This window comes from Micromonospora sp. NPDC049171, from assembly GCF_040648275.1.
GTDB lineage: Bacteria > Actinomycetota > Actinomycetes > Mycobacteriales > Micromonosporaceae > Micromonospora.
This window is the reverse complement of sequence record NZ_JBEZDJ010000006.1, coordinates 247,549-266,982: the sequence shown is the minus strand read 5'-3', so window position 1 is coordinate 266,982 and position 19,434 is coordinate 247,549. Positions and strand designations below refer to the sequence as shown.

General features: G+C 70.1%; 14 protein-coding genes, 1 tRNA gene and 1 pseudogene. 12 read left to right on the top strand and 4 right to left on the bottom strand.

The features are described 5' to 3' along the window. Nucleotides 1-353: 353 nt before the first annotated feature. Nucleotides 354-923 carry a kinase gene (locus AB0B14_RS10535; RefSeq protein ID WP_357071213.1) on the top strand — a complete coding sequence of 190 codons (570 nt, stop codon included), beginning with the start codon at nt 354-356 and terminating at the stop codon, nt 921-923. 41 nt (nt 924-964) lie between these two features. On the opposite strand, the gene AB0B14_RS10530 is transcribed toward AB0B14_RS10535, so the two are convergent. From AB0B14_RS10530 to AB0B14_RS10520, 3 genes and pseudogenes are all read right to left on the bottom strand, one after another. Then, entirely contained in the window at nt 965-1,510 is a 546-nt protein-coding gene (locus AB0B14_RS10530) for a hypothetical protein (protein WP_357071612.1), read from the bottom strand. A 339-nt stretch (nt 1,511-1,849) separates the two neighbouring features. Then, nucleotides 1,850-2,002 (bottom strand): annotated as a pseudogene (locus AB0B14_RS10525) (J domain-containing protein); the annotation flags it as partial. 221 nt (nt 2,003-2,223) lie between these two features. Further along, complete coding sequence (locus AB0B14_RS10520; RefSeq protein WP_357071216.1) at nt 2,224-2,349, bottom strand: hypothetical protein; 126 nt, start codon at nt 2,347-2,349, stop codon at nt 2,224-2,226. A gap of 12 nt (nt 2,350-2,361) precedes the next feature. Here AB0B14_RS10520 and AB0B14_RS10515 point away from each other — a divergent pair, with 12 nt between their 5' ends. Together AB0B14_RS10515 and AB0B14_RS10510 are read left to right on the top strand one after the other, a co-directional pair. Then, nucleotides 2,362-5,346, top strand: a complete 2,985-nt coding sequence (locus tag AB0B14_RS10515) for a glycoside hydrolase family 3 C-terminal domain-containing protein (protein WP_357522268.1) — start codon at nt 2,362-2,364, stop codon at nt 5,344-5,346. A 414-nt stretch (nt 5,347-5,760) separates the two neighbouring features. Then, a tRNA-Lys gene (locus AB0B14_RS10510) sits at nt 5,761-5,836 on the top strand. Nucleotides 5,837-6,030: 194 nt separating this feature from the next. Here the strand turns inward: AB0B14_RS10510 and AB0B14_RS10505 are convergent. Next, nucleotides 6,031-6,990, bottom strand: a complete 960-nt coding sequence (locus AB0B14_RS10505) for an AraC family transcriptional regulator (protein ID WP_357071226.1) — start codon at nt 6,988-6,990, stop codon at nt 6,031-6,033. A gap of 277 nt (nt 6,991-7,267) precedes the next feature. Between AB0B14_RS10505 and AB0B14_RS10500 the strand changes: the two genes are divergently transcribed. The 9 genes from AB0B14_RS10500 (at nt 7,268) to AB0B14_RS10460 (ending at nt 19,431) form a co-directional block, all read left to right on the top strand. After that, nucleotides 7,268-8,572 carry an FAD-dependent monooxygenase gene (locus AB0B14_RS10500; RefSeq protein ID WP_357522267.1) on the top strand — a complete coding sequence of 435 codons (1,305 nt, stop codon included), beginning with the start codon at nt 7,268-7,270 and terminating at the stop codon, nt 8,570-8,572. A 72-nt stretch (nt 8,573-8,644) separates the two neighbouring features. Beyond that, a complete protein-coding gene (locus AB0B14_RS10495; RefSeq protein WP_357522266.1) occupies nt 8,645-10,120 on the top strand; it encodes a 4-hydroxyphenylacetate 3-hydroxylase N-terminal domain-containing protein in 1,476 nt (491 codons plus the stop codon). Then, nucleotides 10,117-11,595: an MFS transporter gene (locus tag AB0B14_RS10490; RefSeq protein WP_357522265.1), complete on the top strand. Its 1,479-nt coding sequence runs from the start codon at nt 10,117-10,119 to the stop codon at nt 11,593-11,595. Before AB0B14_RS10495 ends, AB0B14_RS10490 begins: the two co-directional genes overlap by 4 nt. 210 nt (nt 11,596-11,805) lie before the next feature. Then, nucleotides 11,806-12,702 carry an NmrA family NAD(P)-binding protein gene (locus AB0B14_RS10485; RefSeq protein WP_357522264.1) on the top strand — a complete coding sequence of 299 codons (897 nt, stop codon included), beginning with the start codon at nt 11,806-11,808 and terminating at the stop codon, nt 12,700-12,702. A gap of 154 nt (nt 12,703-12,856) precedes the next feature. Beyond that, nucleotides 12,857-14,596: a beta-ketoacyl synthase N-terminal-like domain-containing protein gene (locus AB0B14_RS10480; RefSeq protein ID WP_357522263.1), complete on the top strand. Its 1,740-nt coding sequence runs from the start codon at nt 12,857-12,859 to the stop codon at nt 14,594-14,596. Nucleotides 14,597-14,736: 140 nt separating this feature from the next. Beyond that, nucleotides 14,737-15,906 carry a monodechloroaminopyrrolnitrin synthase PrnB family protein gene (locus tag AB0B14_RS10475; protein WP_357522262.1) on the top strand — a complete coding sequence of 390 codons (1,170 nt, stop codon included), beginning with the start codon at nt 14,737-14,739 and terminating at the stop codon, nt 15,904-15,906. Beyond that, nucleotides 15,903-17,189 carry a flavin-dependent oxidoreductase gene (locus AB0B14_RS10470; protein WP_357522261.1) on the top strand — a complete coding sequence of 429 codons (1,287 nt, stop codon included), beginning with the start codon at nt 15,903-15,905 and terminating at the stop codon, nt 17,187-17,189. Before AB0B14_RS10475 ends, AB0B14_RS10470 begins: the two co-directional genes overlap by 4 nt. Beyond that, a complete protein-coding gene (locus AB0B14_RS10465) occupies nt 17,186-17,815 on the top strand; it encodes a DsbA family oxidoreductase (RefSeq protein ID WP_357522260.1) in 630 nt (209 codons plus the stop codon). Before AB0B14_RS10470 ends, AB0B14_RS10465 begins: the two co-directional genes overlap by 4 nt. A 5-nt stretch (nt 17,816-17,820) precedes the next feature. Then, nucleotides 17,821-19,431 carry an FAD-binding oxidoreductase gene (locus tag AB0B14_RS10460; protein ID WP_357522259.1) on the top strand — a complete coding sequence of 537 codons (1,611 nt, stop codon included), beginning with the start codon at nt 17,821-17,823 and terminating at the stop codon, nt 19,429-19,431. Nucleotides 19,432-19,434: the final 3 nt, after the last annotated feature.

Sequence of the window (19,434 nt, the reverse complement as noted above, 5' to 3'; positions counted from 1 at the left end):
TGCTCGTGCGCGAACCCTTACCGTACAGGCGATCCGGGCTTCTGCCGAGGCGTCGCTGACATCGGCCCGGATGCTGGGTTAGGGCAGGTCGGGTGAATCTCGCACAGTCCCAAACATTCGCAAACACTTCCCAGCTTGCAGGGCCGAGTCTGCCGTCATAGCTTCGGCGGGGCGGAGCGAAACGCCTGATTCGGCTCTGGTCCGCGAATGATATCGAACCATGCGCTCAAAGTAATTGACGCACCGCGGACGTCAATCAGCTTTTCGTCCGGGGTTAGTCTCGGCTTCCGGGCCGCACGGTGCCGGCCGTCGCCGGCGCGACGAAACGCGACGACTTGCTGCGAGGGGGCGATGTGGTCGCCGAAGCCGTACCGACCGGCAGCCCGGCGACGATCCTCGTCTGCGTTCGCGGCAACTCCGGCTCGGGTAAGAGCAGCATCGCGAGGGAGTTGCGGCGTCGGCACGGCCGGGGTTGTGCGCTTGTCGAGCAGGACTACCTGCGGCGCATTGTGCTGCGTGAGCGGGACAAACCCGGCGGCGCGGCACCGGCGCTGATCGGGCAGACCGTCCGGTTCGCGCTCGACCACGGCTACCACGTGGTGGTGGAGGGCATCATGCACGCCAGCCGCTACCGGAGGATGTTGACGGGCCTGCGGGACGGGCACCGGGGGCGGTCGCTGTTCTGCTATCTCGACGTGTCCCTACCCGAAACCCTGCGTCGGCATCGCACCCGGCCACAGGCGGGCGAGTTCACCGCCGAGCAGATGAGCGGCTGGTACGCGGCGCACGACGTCCTGGGCTGGCCGGACGAACTCGTCCTACCGGAGACCACCACGTTGGAGGCCGCCGTCGAGGCCATCGCCGCGGCCTCCGGGCTGCCCCAGACGGGACGGGACGAGGACGTGCTCCCGATCGTCCCGTAGCCCGTCCCGCGGCCCCGGCCGGTGGAACGGCCCGGCGCGACTCACCGTAGCCAGCGGACGTGTTCCTCGACCTCGCGGACCGCCCTTCGCCACACCGTGCTGACCTGCGCTCCTGGCTGAGACGCGAGGTGGCGGCGGGCGGCCCACCCGGCCAGCGGCCGGTCCGCGACCCGGAACAGATTGTCGAGCTGATCCAGGGGCGAACCCGCGGCCAGCAGATTCAGCACGTCGTCGAGGCGGAACGCCTCCGCGATCTCGCCGACGACGTCCCGGTGGGCGACGAACAGTGCGGGCACCCACTGCATGGGTGGGAAGCGCAGGCTGTGCAGGATGAGGTCGAACTCGTAGAAGTGTTCGTCGTCGGGCTCGAAGGCCGCGTCACCGATCCGGTCCAGAATGCTCTCCCAGCCCGGAACGCCCGACAACTCATGTGCCTCGACCCGGGCCAGATACGTGCGCATCGAAGCGACGGATCTGAACAGGAGGAGGTGACCCTGGGCGCCGGGGAAGGCCGCCTCGGTTCGCTGGTCGTCGAAGTAGGCGCGAAGGGTGTAGCCGATTTCGCCGCGCCGCAGGGTGATCGCCACGGGATGAACGCTCGAATCCGTGCCCCATGGGGAACCCTGCTGCTGACTCGTGCCGTCGCATCGAGGGTGCGTCCACCGTGCCCTCGGGTGCTCGCGTTCGCGGGTCTCGCGTTCACGATCCTGACGTTCCCTGCGCAGACGCTCGGGGTCCTGCCGTTCCCGGGCTTCGCGGTCGCGGGCTTCGCGGTCCTGTCGCGCACGGTCCTGTCGTGCACGGTCCTGTCGTTCGCGGGCCTGGCGTTCGTGGTCCTGTCGCTCGCGGGCCTGGTGTGCACGGGCCTCGCGCTCGTGGGTGTCGGTCAGGTGTTTGTACGCCGCGTTGATCCGCTGCATCTGCCGGGTCACTTCGGCGCGGACACTCTCCGGGCTCGACTGATGCCGGTCCGGATGCCAGATCTGCACGAGAACGAGGTAACGCTCCCGAATCTCCGCGACCGACGAATCGCGTGTCACGCCGAGGAGCGTGTACGGATCCGGTCCGTCAGAGGGCATGGATTCCACCGGATCTCATGGCTGATCGGGTCACGCACACCGCGGCGATCGTAACAGCACCGTCGATTCGTCCGTGCCCGTCGCAGTGTGCCGCGGCGGCCCCGGCCGAGGAATGGCTGCCTCGCCGAGACCCGTGGGGGCTCGGGGCAGTGCACCGGGTGGACCGGCCGGGGTATTGCCCGGTCATTGGCCGACATCTATAGTTGCGCGGATCACAACAATCATGGCCGTGGTGGTGCGGCCGGGTCGTCGAAGCGCTTCGACGATTCGTCGTTCAGGCCCGTCAGCCGGGTGTCGAGCCTGGCCACGCCGGTCGGGGCGCCCATCGGGCGTCTGTCGTACGACATGAGGAGAAGCAAATGGGGTACAAGCGCCTTCGGCGCGGAATCGCCGTGCTCGCGCTCGTCCTACTGGCACTACCGGCCGTTCCCGGCACCGCCCTCGCCGAGCCCACCTACCCGTTCCGAGATCCGCACCTGCCGGTGAACGCCCGGGTCGACGACCTGCTCGGGCGGCTCACCCTGGACGAGAAGATCTCGTGGCTGCACCAGTACCAGCCGGCCGTTCCCCGGCTGGGCATCGGCCTGTTCAAGACCGGCACCGAGGCCCTGCACGGGGTGGCCTGGTCGACCGACATCGACAACAACGGCGCTGTCGTCAAGGCCCGCGGCACGTCCTTTCCCCAGCCGGTGGGCATGGCGAGCACCTGGGACACCGACCTGATCAACCGGGTCGGCTCCGCCGTCGGCGACGAGGCGCGCGGCTACCACGCGCAGAACCCCCGGGTGTGGGGTCTCAACCTCTGGGCGCCGGTGGTCAACCTGCTGCGCGACCCTCGCTGGGGCCGCAACGAGGAGGGCTACTCCGAGGACCCGATGCTCACCGCCGCGATCTCCACCGCGTACGGCTCGGGCATGACCGGCGGCGACCCCGACCACCTGAAGAGCGCACCGACCCTGAAGCACTACCTGGCCTACAACAACGAGATCCGGCGCGACGTCACCTCGTCGAACGTGCCGGCCCGGGTGCTCAACGAGTACGAGCGAGCCGCGTTCAAGCCGGCCCTCGCCGCCGACGCGGCGACCGGGGTGATGGCCGCGTACAACCTGATCAACGGGCGGCCCGCAACCGTGGATCCGGACCTGGCCACGGTGGTGCGCGGCTGGACCGACCAGCCGCTGATGAACGTCACCGACGCCTGGGCGCCGAACAATCTCGTCGCCTCCCAGGGCTACTACGCCACCCAGGCCGAGGCGAACGCCGCGATCGTCAAGGCCGGCCTCAACAGCTTCATCACCGACGACACCAACGCCCAACCGACGGTGACGGCCATCAAGCAGGCGCTGGCGACCGGTCTGCTGACCGAGGCGGACATCGACGCCCGGATCCGGGAGATCCTGAACGTGCGGTTCCGGCTGGGTGAGTTCGACCCGGGCGGCGGCCGCCACGGCGGCATCACCCCGGACGTCATCAACAGCCCGGAACACCAGCGGCTCGCCCGGCAGGCCGCCGGTGAGGCGATGGTGCTGCTGAAGAACTCCCGACAGGCTCTTCCGCTGGACCCGGCCCGGACCCGCAAGATGGCCGTGCTCGGTCCGCTCGCCGACACCCTCTACACCGACTGGTACGGCGGCGACCTGCCGTACGAGGTGACGGCGTTCGACGGGATCCGCGAGCGGCTGGGCAACTCCGCGAGCGTCAACGCGCTCGACGGGGCCGACCGGATCGCCCTGAAGGACCCGGCCACCGGCCGGTACGTCACGGCCACCGGCACCACCGACGCCGACCCGGTCGCCGCCACCGGCACCACGGCGACGCCCGAAGCCCAGTTCGACGTGGTGGACTGGGGTCAGGATGTGGTGACGTTGCGCAACGCCGCCAACGGCCGCTACCTCGGCTACAACTGGGGGCCGTTCGTCACCCGCGACGCGCAGCCGAACGGTTGGTACGTCCAGCAGCAGTTCAAGCTGGAGCCACAGGACGACGGCAGCGTGGTGCTGCGCTACGTCGGCTACGAGACCAAGGAGAGCTGGTTCGCCCCCGAGAAGTATGTGACGGTCGGCGACGACGGTGCGCTCAAGCTCGGCGCGTCCACCCCGGCCGCCGCGACCCACTTCAGCCGCGAGGTGATCAGCAGCGGAATCGACCGGGCCGTGGCGGCGGCCAAGGCGGCCGACACCGCCGTGCTGGTCGTGGGCAGCAACCCGTTCATCAACGGACGCGAGGCGCACGACCGCACCTCCACGGCCCTCAGCGCCGGCCAGGAGGCGCTGGTCAAGGCCGTGGTCAGAGCCAACCCGCGTACCGTGTTGGTGCTCCAGACCAGTTACCCGGTCACCACGACCTGGGAGCAGGAGCACGTCCCGGCGATCGTGTGGACCACCCACGCGGGCGCCGAGACCGGGCACGCGGTGGCCGACGTCCTGTTCGGCGACCGCAACCCGTCCGGCCGGCTCACCCAGACCTGGTACCGATCGGACGGGCAACTGCCGCCGGACCTGCTGGAGTACGACATCATCTCGTCCGGGCAGACCTACCTGTACAGCACCGCGAAACCGCTCTACCCGTTCGGCCACGGGCTGTCGTACTCCCGGTTCCGGTACGGCCAGGCGCGCACCGGCGACCGGCCGGTCGCGGCCGACGGCACCATCACGGTCAGTGTCGACGTGACGAACACCGGCAGCCGGGCCGGGGCCGAGGTGGTCCAGCTCTACACCCACCAGCGCACCTCGCGGGTCAAGACCCCGAACCGTGCGCTCAAGGCGTTCCAGCGGGTGCACCTCGCACCCGGGCAGACCCGGACCGTGACGTTGCGGGTGCCCGTCGCCGACCTGGCGCACTGGGATGTGACCCGCAGCCGGTGGGTGGTCGAGTCGTCCACCCACGACCTGATGGTGGGCGCGTCGGCCGAGGACATCCGGGCCCGGACCGCGGTGCGGGTGCGCGGTGAGACGGTTCCGGCCCGGGACCTGTCCCGGACCACCCGGGCGGAGAACTTCGACAGGTACGCCGGGGTCCGGCTTGTCGACGAGACGAAGGCCCAGGGTACGGCCGTCGGTGCCACCGCGGCGGGCCAGTGGATCTCGTTCGCCGGTTCGGCCCTGCGTCCGGGAGCCCACACCTTCACCGCGAGGGTCGCCAGGGCCGGCGCGGACGTCGGCACCATCCAGGTGCGGCTGGGCTCGCCCACCGGTCGGCTGCTCGGCACGGCCACCGTGCCCAGCACCGGCGACGACTACCGGTACGTCAGCGTCAGCGCCGAGTTGGCCCGCGCGGCCGGCACCCATGACGTGTACCTGGTGTTCGACTCGCCGCAGCGGCTCGCCGACTTCTCCATCAGGTGACCGGAGCCCGGGCCGGGACGATCGTCGTCCCGGCCCGGGCTGGTCGGTCCTCGCGATGGGCTGGTTCGGCACGACTCAGGGCCGGTCCCCCGGAGGACCGGCCCTGAGCTGTCGATCGCGAACAGGACCAGCTGCGACATCGCTAGGGTTCCTCCTGATCACCAGGCATTTTCGGTAAACTTTCGGTATGTATTTGGTGACGGTAAGTGCTGCATGGATATCCGTCAATGTCAATGCGCGGTGAGCAGCCAGGAAGCCGGCCTCGTGCTGCAAGCCTGGCCCGTTCTGGTTCACCGAAAATTTCGGTGCCCGTCCTGTGTCGGCCGAAGGTCGCGGGGCCGGCCGGCCGGCGGACGTGGGGTCATGGAAACGCCCGTCCGCGGCGGTGTTAACGTCTCATCCCGTTGCCGGCGAGCGCCGCTAGCTCAACTGGCAGAGCAGCGGACTCTTAATCCGCGGGTTCGGGGTTCGAGTCCCTGGCGGCGCACCAACGATCAAGGCCCCGACCCGGTGGGATGCGCTGGGTCGGGGCCTTTCGTGTGCGTGGGTGGTTGGTGCTCTCACCGACGGGCGGGCCGGCCGGAGGGCGCGGCTGTTCGCGGACGCGGACGCGGGCGCTCGCGCCCCCGTGGCCCAGGGTGTGACCGTCGCCTGTCCGCGACAGGCCCCGGGGGCCCCGGTGCCTCACGAATCATCGTTGCACGGCGGGCCGCCGGCCAATCCGTGGTGTGCCCGGTACCGGCCCGGTGTGTCATTCAAAATCTTCCGAAAGGCGAGATGGAATCCTACCGAACTCCGGTATCCCACCATCTCGGGTATTGAACTGAGTGGGGTTTTGGTGTACGCCAGCAGTTGCACCGCCTCCTGCATCCGGCGTCGGGTGAGATGTAGCGCCGGTCCCTCACCGACGAGATCCCTAAACGTCTTGGCGAAACTCGACCTCGACATGCCGGCGCGCTGTGCCAGCAGGTCCAGCGTCCACGGCTGCCGGAACTCGCCGTAAATGGCGGATAGGGCACGGCTTACGCCGGAATGGGCCAGTGCGCGCAGGGCCGGCGAGTCGACTGTCAGATTCTGCAGTGCCACGCGGAGGGCGAGCACGAATACCATCTCAAAAGCTCGCAGAGTCACCAGCGGGCTGCCCGGCTCGCGCCGCTCGGTCTCTGGAACCAGCGACTCCAACGTTCGGAGCAGGAGTGGCTCCTCGTCGAGCTCGGGTTTGCCCAGCACGAAGACCGGCGGGAGCGACCGGTACAGCGGGGGTTCGCCGCCGGGGTCGTAGTTGAGGCTGGCACACATCAACTCGGTGAGAGCACCCTCCTCGCCAATCCGTACAATCGCCGACTCACCGAGGCGGCGCTCGGGGAGCAACTGGCGTAACGGGTGAGTCGGTCCCGGTGATCCGTCGCCCAATGTGTGCGCTGTGCCGTAGGGAAAGATCGCCAGGTCGCCCCGGCGCAGCAGAATGGGTGGTCGGTCCCTAAGCTTGACGTAACAACTGTTTCGTAGGACGTAGTGAAGCACCGCGCAGCGATCGTCGTCACCCTGGACATTCCATGGTCCCCGCACGACCCAGCGGCTGTGGAAAACGCTGATCAGACGTATCGGTTTGAGCAGCTCAGCCAGTACGTCAAGGTCATTCATGGACGATCCTTAAATCAGAGCGGAGGGTTCTTAATTGATCGTAGCTAACTCTTCCGTGAAACTTCCGGGGGAAGCAGGTCGTTCGGTCGAGACGATCGGTATACGTGGTTGCGTATCGCAAGACGAGCTTCATGCACGGGGGCCTTCCTGGTGTCGCGTCGAACTTCGCGGGCTGCACTCCGCTCCCGCCGTTGACCACGGCGGTCGGTGTCACCCGCGTTGATGGACGCATCGCCGGCCGGCGATCCGGCATGGAACGAGCAGGGAGGGAGCGTCGATGCGGATACTCATCGCCGGGGCGGGCATCGCCGGCTTGACCACGGCCCTGAGCCTGCACGCGGCCGGTCTCGACGAGATCCGGCTGGTCGACGCGGCCCCGGAGATCCGGCCCCTCGGTGCCGGGATCAACCTCCTGCCCAACGCCGTCAGGGAACTCGCGGACCTCGGCCTCGACGCGGCGGTGGGCGCGGCCGCCGTCCCGACCACCGAGCTGGTCTACTTCAGCCGGCACGGTGACGTGATCTGGCGTGAGCCGCGGGGCCGCGCGGCCGGTCACCGATGGCCGCAGCTCTCCGTGCACCGGGGGCACCTGCAGATGGTGTTGCTCGCCGCCGCCGAGGAACGACTCGGCCGGGGGTGTGTACGCGCTGACGCGCGGGTCACCGACTTCTGTCGGCTGCCCACCGGTCGGGTGCGGGTCACCCTCGCCCATCGCACCGGCGACACCAGCACCACCACCGAGGTCGACGCCCTGATCGGAGCGGATGGCATCCGGTCCGGCGTCCGCCGGGTGCTCTTCCCCGACGAGGGACCGCCGGTGTGGCAGCGGCAGGTGGTGTGGCGCGGCATCACCAAGATTCCGCCGTTCGCCGACGGTCGGTCGATGTTCGTCGGAGGCGACAGCACGTGGAAGGTGGTCGCCTATCCGATTGCGCCACTCCCGGACGCCGCCGGCCTGGTCGACACCAACTGGGCGGTCTCCCGCACCTTCGTGCCGGGTGAGGTGGTCGACCGGGCGGGGTGGGACCGGGTGGTGGATCCTGCGAAGCTGCTGGCCGCGCTCGACGGCTGGGTCTTCGACTCGCTCGATGTCGGTGCCCTCATCGCCGCCGCCGCCCCCTTCGAACAGGCCATGGTCGATCGCGATCCGCTGCCCCGCTGGACCTTCGGACCGGTGACGCTCGTCGGTGACGCCGCCCACGCGATGTGCCCGATGGGGTCCAACGGCACCACCCAGGCGATCATCGACGCTCGTGCCCTGGCCAGCGCCGTGGCCGTCGAACCGAACATCAGCACCGCCTTCGTGGCCTACGAACGGGACCGGCGTGAGCGGATGACGCTGCTCCAGAACTGCAACCGGGCCCTGGGCCCGGAGGTGGTGGTCGCCATGGCGGACCGGGCCAGATCGGTCATCCGTCCCGGTCCGTCGGCGCGCGACCTCGACCGGGAGCTGGCTGAGATCTCTCGACGCTATGCGGAGTTGGGCGGCTTCGACGTGGCGGCGGCCAACGCGGCCTCCTCCTACTCGGTCCGACGCCGACCGCACTCCGCTCGCCCCGCCCAGCAGCCGGCCGGGTCCTGAGCGTTCCGGACACCTGACAGGTCCACCCACCACCAACCACCTGCCTAACCCCGTGATCGAGGAGATTGAGACATGACGCGAACCGGTGAGCAGTATCTCGATGCGTTGCGCGACGGCCGAGAGATCTGGCTGGACGGCGAACCGGTCAAGGACCTGACCCGACACCGCGCGTTCCGCAACACCGCTCGGTCCATCGCCCACCTCTACGACCTGACACACCAGGCCGAGTTCGCCCCGGTGTTGACTGTCGAGTCCCCGTCGGGCGACCGCATCCACCGGGCGTTCCACATCGCCCGCGACTACGAGGATCTGGTCGCTCGGCGCAAGGCACACAAGATCTGGTCCGAGGCGACCTTCGGATTCCTCGGTCGTTCGCCCGACTACATGGCGTCCGGCCTCGCCGGGTTCGCCGCCCTGCCGGAGGTCTTCGCGGGCAGCGGGTTCGACGGTCGGGACAATGTCGCCGCCCACCATCGGCGGATGTCTACTGGTGATCTCTACCAGGCGTTCACCATCACCAACCCGCAGATCGACCGAACCAGGGCCGCGTCCGAGCAGGAGGAAGACGATCTCTACCTGCGTGTGGTGAGGGAAACCGACGGCGGCATCGTGGTACGCGGCGCGAAGATGATCGGCACAGCCGCCGCCTTCGGCGACGAGGTGGTGGTGGGCACGATCGAGCCCTTGGCCCCGCAGGACGTGGAGTACGCGCTGAGCTTCTCCCTCCCCCTCGACACCTCGGGGCTGAAGTTCGTCTCGCGCGCCTCGTACGAGGCCGGTGCCCGGAGCGTCTTCGACAACCCGCTCTCCTCCCGGTTCGACGAGAACGACTCGCTGCTCGTCTGCGACGACGTCTTCGTGCCGTGGGAGCGGGTGCTGGTCTATCGCGACGTGGACGCCAGCCTGGGCCAGTGGTGGGCGACGCCGGCGTACAACAACTTCGTCCACCAGTCGGCCACCCGCTTCTGGACCAAGCTGGAGTTCCTCACCGGCCTGGCGATCCTCATCGCCAAGGCGAACAACACCTACGGTCTGCCCCCGGTGCAGATGCAGATCGGCCGCCTGATGACCTGGGTGAACATCGCGCGTTCGATGTTGATCGCGGCCGAGACGGAGTTCGTCCCCGTCCAGGGCGGCGAGGGCGTCATGATCAACCCGGAGATCGCATCCGCGCATCGAGCGATGGCCGGTGACATCTACCCGAAGGCGGTGGCCGAGGTCAAGCTGCTCGCCGGCGGCGGCCTGATCCAGCTCCCCGCCTCCGGCTACGACCTGCTGCACCCCGAGCTGGGGCCGGTGCTCGCCAAGTACGTGCGCTCACCCGGCCACTCGGCAAAGGCGCGGATCAAGCTGCTCAAGCTCGCCTGGGACGCGCTGGGCTCGGAGTTCGCCTCTCGGCACGAGCAGTACGAGCGTTTTTACCACGGTGCCCCGCACGTCTACCTGCCGGCGGTGGTGCGCGACGGCCGCCCGGACCTGTGCGAACGGCTCACCCAGTCCTGCCTGGACGGCTACGAACTGGACAACTCGATGTACGGCGCCTCATGACCAGTCCGGACGTCTCCCCGCCCGGTGCCACCGCCACCGAGGCCTCCGGGGCACCCCACCGGTGGCGGGCGCTGGCGGTGCTGGCCTGCACCCAGTTCCTCCTGATCCTCGACACCGCGATCATCAACGTGGCGGTGCCCTCGATCGGCGAGGACCTGCACATTTCGCCCACCGGGCTCTCCTGGGTGGCCAACGCCTACCTGATCACCTTCGGCGGGCTCCTGCTCCTCGGCGGACGCAGCGCCGACCATATCGGCCGCCGCCGGGTCTTCGTGATCGGTCTGGTCGTCCTCGTCCTCGGCTCGGCGGTGGGCACGGTCGCGAACTCGGCCGGCTGGCTGATCGCCGGTCGGGCGATTCAGGGTCTGGCCGCCGCGCTGGCCGCCGCCGCCGCGCTGGCGCTGGTGCTGAGCATCTTCCCGGAGGGTCCGGAACGGCATCGGGCCCTCGGCATCTTCGCCGCGATGGCGGGTGCCGGAGGTGCCGTCGGCACGGTCCTCGGTGGGTTGCTGACCGACTCGTTCGGCTGGCGCTCGACGTTCCTCATGAACGTCGTCGCCGGTGCCGTGCTTGCCGTCGTCGCCCTCCGGGTGGTGCCCAAGGTACGCGAATCCGCAGACCGCCGGGCCTTCGACGCGATCGGCGCCGTGACCGTCACCGCCGGCCTGGGGCTGCTGGCGTACGCGTTGGTGTCCACCGGAGACATCGGTTGGCTCGCCGGTCGAACCGTCGGCGCGGCCGGTGTGGCGGCGCTGTGCCTGGTGGCGTTCGTGTTCATCGAGCGGCGCAGCAGCCACCCGTTGGTGCCGTTGGGCATCTTCCGGCGGCGTCGACTCCGCACCGCGAACATCCTCGGCGGGCTGGCACAGCTCGTGCTGTTCCCGACGTTCTTCTTCGTCAGCATCTATCTCCAGGACGTGCTCGGCTACTCGCCCCTGGGTGGCGGGCTCGGTCTGTTGCCGATGTCGCTGGTGGTGATCGTGGTGGCCGCGATGGCCGAGCGGCTGATCGCCCGGCTCGGCCTCGAGGTCGTGATGACGGTTGGCTTCGTCCTGGTCGGTGTGGGGATGCTCTGGCTGTCCCGGCTCTCCGCCGAGGGGGACTTCGTCTCCGAGGTACTCGGGCCGACCGTCCTCATCGGCATCGGGTTGCCACTGGTGAGTGTGACGACGAATGTCGCGGCGACCGCGGAGGCGACCGACAACGAGGTCGGGCTCGCCTCCGGGCTGATCAACACGAGTCAGCAGATCGGTGCGGTCGTCGGTCTTGCGGTCATGGCCGGTGTGGCCGCCGCCCGGACCAACCAGGTGACCGGTGACAACCCGGCCCGCCTGGACGCGGCGGCAACCACCGCCGGCTTCCAGGCAGCGTTCCTGGTGGGCGCGGTGGTCTCACTGATCGCGGCCGCGGCGGCCGTCCGGCTACGTCGGGCCCGGCCGGCGCCCGTCGGCTCGGCGACGGTCTCCGGACGGTAGGCCGGCGGCCGATCCCGTGCCGGATGCGGCGGAGCCCGGCACCATTCGGACTCCACCGGCCGAGCGGACCCGGAACGCCCGCGGTCCGCGCACCCGGTCGTGACCCGAGCGGTCCCGGCCGGAAACGAGGACCTGGCACGACGGGTCCTGCACCAAGCGCCGTGCCCCCGGGGCGGGGCGCTCCTCCCACGCACGCGAAGGAACTGAGCAATGACAGAGCAGGGCAGGCAGTATCTGGTGTTCGGCGCGACCGGTGGCCAGGGTGGCGCGGTCGTCCGGACCCTCGCCGAACGGGGCCATCCGGTGCGCGGTTTCGCTCGTCGCGGCGCCGAGCCGGCCGACTCGGGGGTCAGCCTGGTCGCCGGCGACCTGGCCGACCCGGCCGCCGTGCGCGAGGCGTTCGCGGGCGTCACCCACGCCGCGGTGACCCTGCCCCTGGTGTACGACACACCGACGGTCGCCGACTACGCCCGCAACATCGCGGACGCCGCCCGGCAGGCCGGCGTGCAGCAGCTCGTTTACAACACCAACACCTGCATCCCGAACGACACGACGCCGTACCCGGCGTACGAGACCCGACGGATCACCGCGGAGATCCTGGTGGACAGCGGCGTGCCTACGGTCGTGCTGTGCCCCCCGGTGTACCTGGAAAACCTCTTCAACCCCGGGGTGGGTGGGGCGTTGGCCAACCAGAACGTGCTGGCGTACCCCTTGCCCGCGGACCGGCGGGTGGCCTGGCTGTCCCACGACGACCTGGCGGCGGCGATGGTGGCGGCACTGGACCGTCCGGACCTGGTCGGCAGGTCTGTGCAGTTCGGCGGCGGCGACGTCGTGACCGGCCCCGAACTGGCCGCGATCTTCTCCACCGCGCTCGGCCGACAGATCAACTACCTGCCGCTGGAGGTCGACGCCTTCCAGGAAGGGCTGGCCTTCGCGTTGGGCGCCGAGGCGGCCACCGGCGTCGCCGGCATCTACCGCTGGGTTGGTCAGGATGCCGGTCGTGACCTGTTCGACCTGGACCCGGCGACGCTGCCGAAGGTTCTGAACGTGACGCCGACGCCGATCGCCGAATGGGTCGTGGCGCGGCCGTGGCAGCAGTTCGCCTAAGAGGAGCAGGTGGAACTTCCCTGAGGGCGGTCACCCCCGGGCAACCTGGCCAGCCGACACAGCAGTCGGCCGGCCGGGCTCCGGGGGTGACGGCCACCGCTCGCAACGGCGCGGCGGGTCCACCGCACGACCTTCGCGGCAAGGAGCTCGACACATGTGGTCAGCACGACGACAGGCGGGGGAGCCGATCGCGGTGATCGGCGCAGGGTGCCGCCTCCCCGGCGCGCACGGCCCGGCGCAGCTCTGGCAACACCTGGTTGACGGTCGGGACCTGATCACGGAGGTCCCGCCGGACCGGTTCTCGGTCGACGACTACGTCGCACCGTTTCCCCCGCCCCCAGGCATGACGACCAGTCGCTGGGGTGGCTTCGTGGACGGCGTCGCCGAGTTCGACGCCGAGTTCTTCGGCATCGACGACGACGCGGCCGCCAGCCTTGACCCGCAGCAACGGCTGTTGCTGATGACCGCGTGGGAGGCGCTGGAGGACGCCGGACAACTGCCCGAACACCTCGCGGGCAGCCGGACGGCGGTGTTCGTGGGCCAGAGCCAGGCTGACTACTGGGATCTCCAGAGCACGCGACCGGACCGCCTCGGGTTGCTCTCCGCCCTCGGCGGCCAGCAGCGCGGCATGGCGGCCGGCCGGCTCTCGTACACCTTCGACCTGCGCGGACCCAGTGTGACCGTCGACGCCGCCCAGGCGTCCTCGGGTGCGGCGGTCCACCTCGCGGCGCAGAGCCTACGGTCGGGCGAGAGCACGATGGCTGTCGTCGCCGGGATCAACCTGGTGCTGGCGCCCACGCCAGCGGTGCTGTTCGGGCAGGCGGGGGTGCTGGCCGCCGACGGGCGGTGCAAGTTCGGCGACCGATCCGCGGACGGGTTCGTCCGTAGCGACGGTGTCGTGGTGGTGGTCCTCAAGCCGCTGTCCGCCGCCCTCGCCGACGGTGATCGGGTACGCGCCGTGCTGCTGGGCAGCGCGGTGAGCAACGACGGTCGTGCCAAGCCCGAGCTGACCGCGCCCTCGGTGACCGGTCAGGCCATGGCCATGAGGTCGGCGTACGCCACCGCCGGCGTCTCCCCGGGGGATGTCGACTACGTCGAGGCGCACGGGACCGGGACCCGCATCGACGCGGCCGAACTCGCCGCGATGACCGAGGTGCTCGCCGAGGGGCGGCCCGCCGGACGGCCTTGCCTGGTGGGGTCCGTCAAGACGAACCTCGGCCACACCGAGGCCGCCGCCGCCCTGACTGGCCTCGTCAAGGCGGTGCTCTGCCTGGAGCACCAGCTCGTACCACCCAGCCTGCACTGCACCCGCCCCCGGGCGGACGTCGACTGGGCTCGGGTACCGCTGGTCGTGCCCGAGGTCGCGACCCCGCTGCCCGACCGTGGTCGACCGGCGATCGTGGCCGTCAACGGGCAGAGCATGACCGGCACCAACGTCCACCTGGTGCTCGCCCAGGCGTCGGTGGTCCCGGACCCGGGTGGAGCCGGGACCGGCCGGTCGTCCGGAGTGCCCGAGGCGGGCCGGGACCACTATCCGCTGGTGCTCACCGCCCGCTCACCGGCCGGGCTGACCGAGCTGATCCACAGCTATCTGGCTTTCCTGGCGCCCGACGGCGCGGGCGCGGCGCTCGACCTGCGGGACATCTGCTACAGCACCAACGTCCGGCGGCGGCGCTACCCGCACCGGGTGGTCGTGCGTGGCAGTTCCCACGACGACATGATCCGGGAACTTCGCGCGGTGCTGTCGGGCGAACCGCCGGAGACCGTGCTGACCCCGCACGACATCGGGCCATCGGGCCGGCTGGTGCCGTTGCCGCTCCGGCCCTGGCAGACCACCCGGCACTGGCTGGACTGGGTGGGGCCGCCGAGCCCAAGAACCGCGGTCGGCACCTGATCGGCGGCAGCGCTGCCGTCACCGCCGCACCCGGACCACCTCGTCGTCTTCCCGCTACCTGCGCGCACGTCGTGCCGCCATGACGCGCGCCCTCCCGCCACCACCCACTCACCGTCCCCTCTCGCACCAGGAAGTGAGCAATGCCAAACGCAACGATCACAGACCTGTCCAGCCTGGCCCGGATCGAGAACGTCCGGCTCCTCGACCCCCTCAACGCCGACCCGGCCTGCTTCCGCCTCCGCGCCATGAACGCGCAGGCCGACGTGCCAGCGATAGCCGGTGCCCTGCGCGCCCTGATACCCGGCCTGGACGAGGTCGCCACATACTCGGTGGACGAGTGCCTCGCGGCGATGCGCGACCTCGGCATGTTCCTGGGCTCCCTCAAGCGGCACGGCGTCGAGCCGCTGTCGGTCGTGCCGGAAGCCACAGCGGTGCTGGAGGAACTGGGCCGGCGCACCGACATGGTGCCCCGCGACACCGTGCACCACTACACCACCTGGAACCCGCTGGGGCACCGCCAGCGGATGTACACCGGCGACCCGCAGGAGGGGTTCCTCCAGGAGTCGGTGCGGATGGTCTTTCCCAGTCTGCGTACCGGCCTCAACACCTGCGACGTCCTGGCCGACACCGCGCCGACGGACCCGGAGTTCGCGCCGCTGCTGGACGAGTTGAACCTCCGGCTCACGGCGATGGTGGACTCGATCGACCTCGTGCTGCGACACGTCAGCCCGGTCTTCTTCGCCCGGGTGCTCCGCCCGTACTTCGAGGAGATCATCGTCTCGGGCCGGGAACTGCTCGGCCCGGCCGCCGCGCAGGTGCCACTCTGGCTCGTCGACCAGGTCATCTGGGCGGCGGACCGCAGCGAGCCCGATTACAGCGAGTTCATCCGCCACTCGGTCCCCTTCAGCCTGCCGCGCTGGCGGAGCTACTACACCCGGTGGACCGAGCGGAGGTCGGTGGTGAGTCGCCTCGTCGACGCCTTCGGCGGGGTCGACGGCGCGGCGACCGGCAACGACTCCCTGGTGCTACGCCGCGGCGCGGAGGCGCTGGCCCGGGTGTTGCGTACGGTGGTGGTGTTCCGGGGTCGCCACCTCGGCATCGCCCGTCAGGCGTACCAGGCCGACCTGCGGCTCTATCCGGTCGGCAGCGGCGGCGCCAGCGTCGAACTGCTCCGGCAGATCATTGATCTGACCCGGCAGAACGCCGGCCTGGTCCAGGCCCGGCGGTCCGACCCGCCGACCGAGTCGCACAGGGTTCGACCGGAGGGCACGATTCCCCGGCAGCGCTGGCAGGGCGGGGTGGCCCTGTGAGGGTCCTGGTCGCCGGTGCCGGCATTGGCGGGCTCACCCTGGCGCTGAGCCTGCACGCGGCGGGGATCCGTGACGTCCGGGTGCTCGAGGCGGCCCCGGAGATCCGACCTCTCGGGGTCGGTCTGAACATCCTGCCCAACGCGGTGCGCGAACTCGCCGAGCTGGGTTTGTTGGACGACCTGACGGCGGTCGCGGTCTGCACCGGGGAACTGTCCTACTACAACCGGTTCGGTTCGTTGATCTGGAACGAGCCGCGCGGGCGATCCGCCGGCTACCGCTGGCCGCAGCTGTCGATCCACCGGGGTCGGTTGCAGATGGTGTTGCTCGAGGAGGTACGTCGACGTCTCGGTGACGCGACGGTCGTCACCGACGCGCGGGTACGGGACTTCGACATCCGGCCAGACGGTTCGGTGCGGACCGTGGTGGGGCAGCCCGGCCCTGGCGGCGTCAGCGAGTTCGAGGCTGACGTCATGGTCGGTGCGGACGGCATCAACTCGGCGGTACGCGCGGCGCTCTACCCCGGCGAGGGCGAGCCGCCGTGGAACGGACTGCTCGTGTGGCGGGGGTCGGCCTGGCGGACGCCCATCCTCAACGGGAAGACGATGATCATCGCGGGGGACGAACGCCGCCGGGCCGTGGTGTACCCGATGTCCCGAGCGGCTGGCTCCGGGCAGCCGGTCCTGATGAACTGGGCGCTGGCCCGACCCGCTGCCGAGCAGGACAGACCGGCCCGTGCCGACTGGAACCGGGTGGTCGAACCGGATTCCTTCCTGGCCGACTTCGCCGACCTCCGCTTCGACTGGCTGGACGTGCCGGAGCTGGTCCGGGCCGGCGGGGAGGCGTTCCTCTATCCCATGGTGGACCGAGATCCACTACCCCGGTGGAGCTTCGGGCCGGTCACGTTGCTCGGCGACGCCGCGCACGCCATGTACCCGATGGGTTCCAACGGTGCGACCCAGTCCATCGTGGACGCGCGAGTGCTGGCGCACTGCCTGGCGCTGCACGCCGACCCGGTCACCGCCCTGAGCGAGTACGAGCGCCTGCGTCGACCGGTCACCACGGACCTTCAGGAGCGCAACCGGCAGCTCGGGCCGGAGCTCGTCATCAGCCTGGCGGCTCAGCGGGCCCCGGACGGCTTCGTCGACGTGCACGACGTGATCCCGGCCACCGAGTTGGCCGAGATCTCCCAGCGGTACGCCCGCCTGGGCGGGTTCGACGTTGCCACGGTCAACGACCGGCCGTCCTACGACGTGCCGGTCGCCGCCCGGGGAGTACGGCCGTGAGAGTCGACAGTTATCTCGACGTCTCCTGCCCCTGGTGCTATGTCACCAAGCGGCACCTCGATGCGGCTGTGCGGGAGTTCGGCGATCCCACGGTGCGGGTCGTGCGGCATCCGTACCAGATCGACGGCGAACATCCCGCCACGCCGATGCCGATGCTCACCTGGCTGGCCGGGAAGTACGGCGCGGCAAAGGCGACCCGGATGAGCAGCGAGGTCACCGCGTACGGGCGCGGCATGGGTATCGCCTTCGCGAACGAGTCCGGCTACGCGGTCAACACCCTGGCCGCGCACCGACTGCTCTGGTTCGCCGGGCGGGAGTACGGCGAAGAGGTCCAGGGGCGGCTCGAGGAACTGCTCTTCGCGGGGTACTTCGTCGATGCCGTCGACGTCTCCGACCCCGAGGTGCTCGTGGAACGGGCCGGTCGGGCGGGGATGGCGCCGCAGCGGGTGGCCAGCTTCCTCGATGCCGGCGTCGGCGTGGACGAGGTCCGGGAGCTGGTCCGGCAAGCCCGGCGGGAGACCGCCGCCGTCCCCCTGATCGTCGTCGATGGCCGGATCCGGCTCGACGGTGTGCACGAACGTGACCGCCTGCTGGCGGCGTTGCGACAGATCGCGGAAGAAAGGTGACTCAGATGGAAGTGACTCGTCGAGGAGTGCTGGGTGGTTCGGCGGTGCTGGGTGGTGTGGTGACCGCGGCGCTCGTCGGCGCCGCACCCGCACCGGCGGCCAGGCCGGGGTCGGTGGCCGGTGACGCGCTACTGACCGTACGGCCCGGCGACCCGCAGTACGCCGACCTGGTGCGCGGTGTCAACCAGCGGTGGGTGGGCCGACCCGGGCAGGTGGTGGTGGCCACCTCGACCGCCGACGTCGTACGGGCGGTCCAGCAGGCCGCGCGTTCGGGACGGCGCCTGTCGGTCCGCAGCGGCGGCCACTGCTTCGAGAACTTTGTCAGTGATCCCGCCGTCGAGGTCCTGCTGGACCTGGCGGGGCTCGACCAGATCGGCTTCGACCCGGCCCGGCGGGCCTTCGTGGTGGGCGCGGGTGCCCGGTTGGAGGAGGTCAACCGCCGGCTGTTCACCGGTTGGGGCGTGGCGTTGCCGGCCGGCTCGTGCCCGAGCGTGGGCGTCGGTGGGCACATCGCCGGCGGCGGTTACGGTCCGCTCAGCCGCCTGTTCGGGCTCACCGTCGATCACCTCTACGCGGTCGAGGTGGTGGTGGCCGACCGGTCCGGGTCGGCACGGGCGGTGCTCGCCACCCGCGAGGCCGACGACCCGAACCGGGAGTTGTGGTGGGCACACACCGGCGGTGGCGGCGGCAACTTCGGCGTGGTGACGCGGTACTGGTTCCGTTCACCCGGCGCGGACACCTCGGATCCCCGCCGGCTGCTGCCCCGGCCACCGGCCGAGCTGCTGGTCAACACCGTGATCTGGCCGTGGGAGGCGATGGACCGGGCGGCGTTCACCCGGCTGCTGCTCAACTACAGCCGCTGGTACGCGGCGCGTAACCGGCCGGGCCGGGTGGAGAACCACCTCTACAGCCATCTGATCACGTTCCACCGCTCCGGTGGCGCTGTAGTGCTCAACACCCAGGTGTCCGGGCAGGCTCCGGACGCTGACGGGCTGCTCGACGAGTTCCTGGAGGCGATCGGGGACGGGGTGGGCGTGCCCATGCAGAGCACCGTCCGGCGCCGGCTGCCCTGGCTGCTCGGAACCCAGTGGTCCGGTTTCGCCGACCGGCCGGTCGGACGCCGGATCAAGGGAAAGTCGGCGCTGCACCGGAGCGCGTTCACCGAGGCCCAGGCGGCGGCCATCCACCGCGCGCTGGTCTCCACCGACTACACGCATCCCGGCAGCGGGGTGCTGATCGCTCCCTACGGTGGTCAGGTCAGCGCCGTAACCGGGTCCGCCACCGCGAGTTCGCACCGCGACGCCGCGCTGATACTGCTGTACGTGAGCGAGTGGGACAACGAGGCAGAGGATGCGACCCACCTCCGCTTCCTGCGCGAGTTCTACCGGGGCGTCTACGCCAGCACCGGAGGTGTGCCGGTACGCGACGGCAGCACCGCAGGGGCGTACATCAACTATCCGGACGTCGACCTGCGCGATCCGGCGTGGAACAGCTCGGGTACCTCGTGGCAGGAGCTGTACTACGGGGAGAACTACAAGCGGTTGCGGCGGGTCAAGAGTCAGTGGGACCCGTTGCGACTGTTCCACCACCAGCTCTCGGTGGAGCCGGCCCGATGAAGG

What these genes read in the sequence shown, in the direction of transcription:
- AB0B14_RS10485 (WP_357522264.1), top strand. Translation starts at nt 11,806, where the DNA reads ATGACAGAGCAGGGCAGGCAGTATCTGGTGTTCGGCGCGACCGGTGGC.
- AB0B14_RS10500 (WP_357522267.1), top strand. Translation starts at nt 7,268, where the DNA reads ATGCGGATACTCATCGCCGGGGCGGGCATCGCCGGCTTGACCACGGCC.
- AB0B14_RS10520 (WP_357071216.1), bottom strand. Translation starts at nt 2,349, where the DNA reads ATGTCGTACGACAGACGCCCGATGGGCGCCCCGACCGGCGTGGCCAGG.
- AB0B14_RS10515 (WP_357522268.1), top strand. Translation starts at nt 2,362, where the DNA reads ATGGGGTACAAGCGCCTTCGGCGCGGAATCGCCGTGCTCGCGCTCGTC.
- AB0B14_RS10475 (WP_357522262.1), top strand. Translation starts at nt 14,737, where the DNA reads ATGCCAAACGCAACGATCACAGACCTGTCCAGCCTGGCCCGGATCGAG.
- AB0B14_RS10495 (WP_357522266.1), top strand. Translation starts at nt 8,645, where the DNA reads ATGACGCGAACCGGTGAGCAGTATCTCGATGCGTTGCGCGACGGCCGA.
- AB0B14_RS10490 (WP_357522265.1), top strand. Translation starts at nt 10,117, where the DNA reads ATGACCAGTCCGGACGTCTCCCCGCCCGGTGCCACCGCCACCGAGGCC.
- AB0B14_RS10480 (WP_357522263.1), top strand. Translation starts at nt 12,857, where the DNA reads ATGTGGTCAGCACGACGACAGGCGGGGGAGCCGATCGCGGTGATCGGC.
- AB0B14_RS10460 (WP_357522259.1), top strand. Translation starts at nt 17,821, where the DNA reads ATGGAAGTGACTCGTCGAGGAGTGCTGGGTGGTTCGGCGGTGCTGGGT.
- AB0B14_RS10505 (WP_357071226.1), bottom strand. Translation starts at nt 6,990, where the DNA reads ATGAATGACCTTGACGTACTGGCTGAGCTGCTCAAACCGATACGTCTG.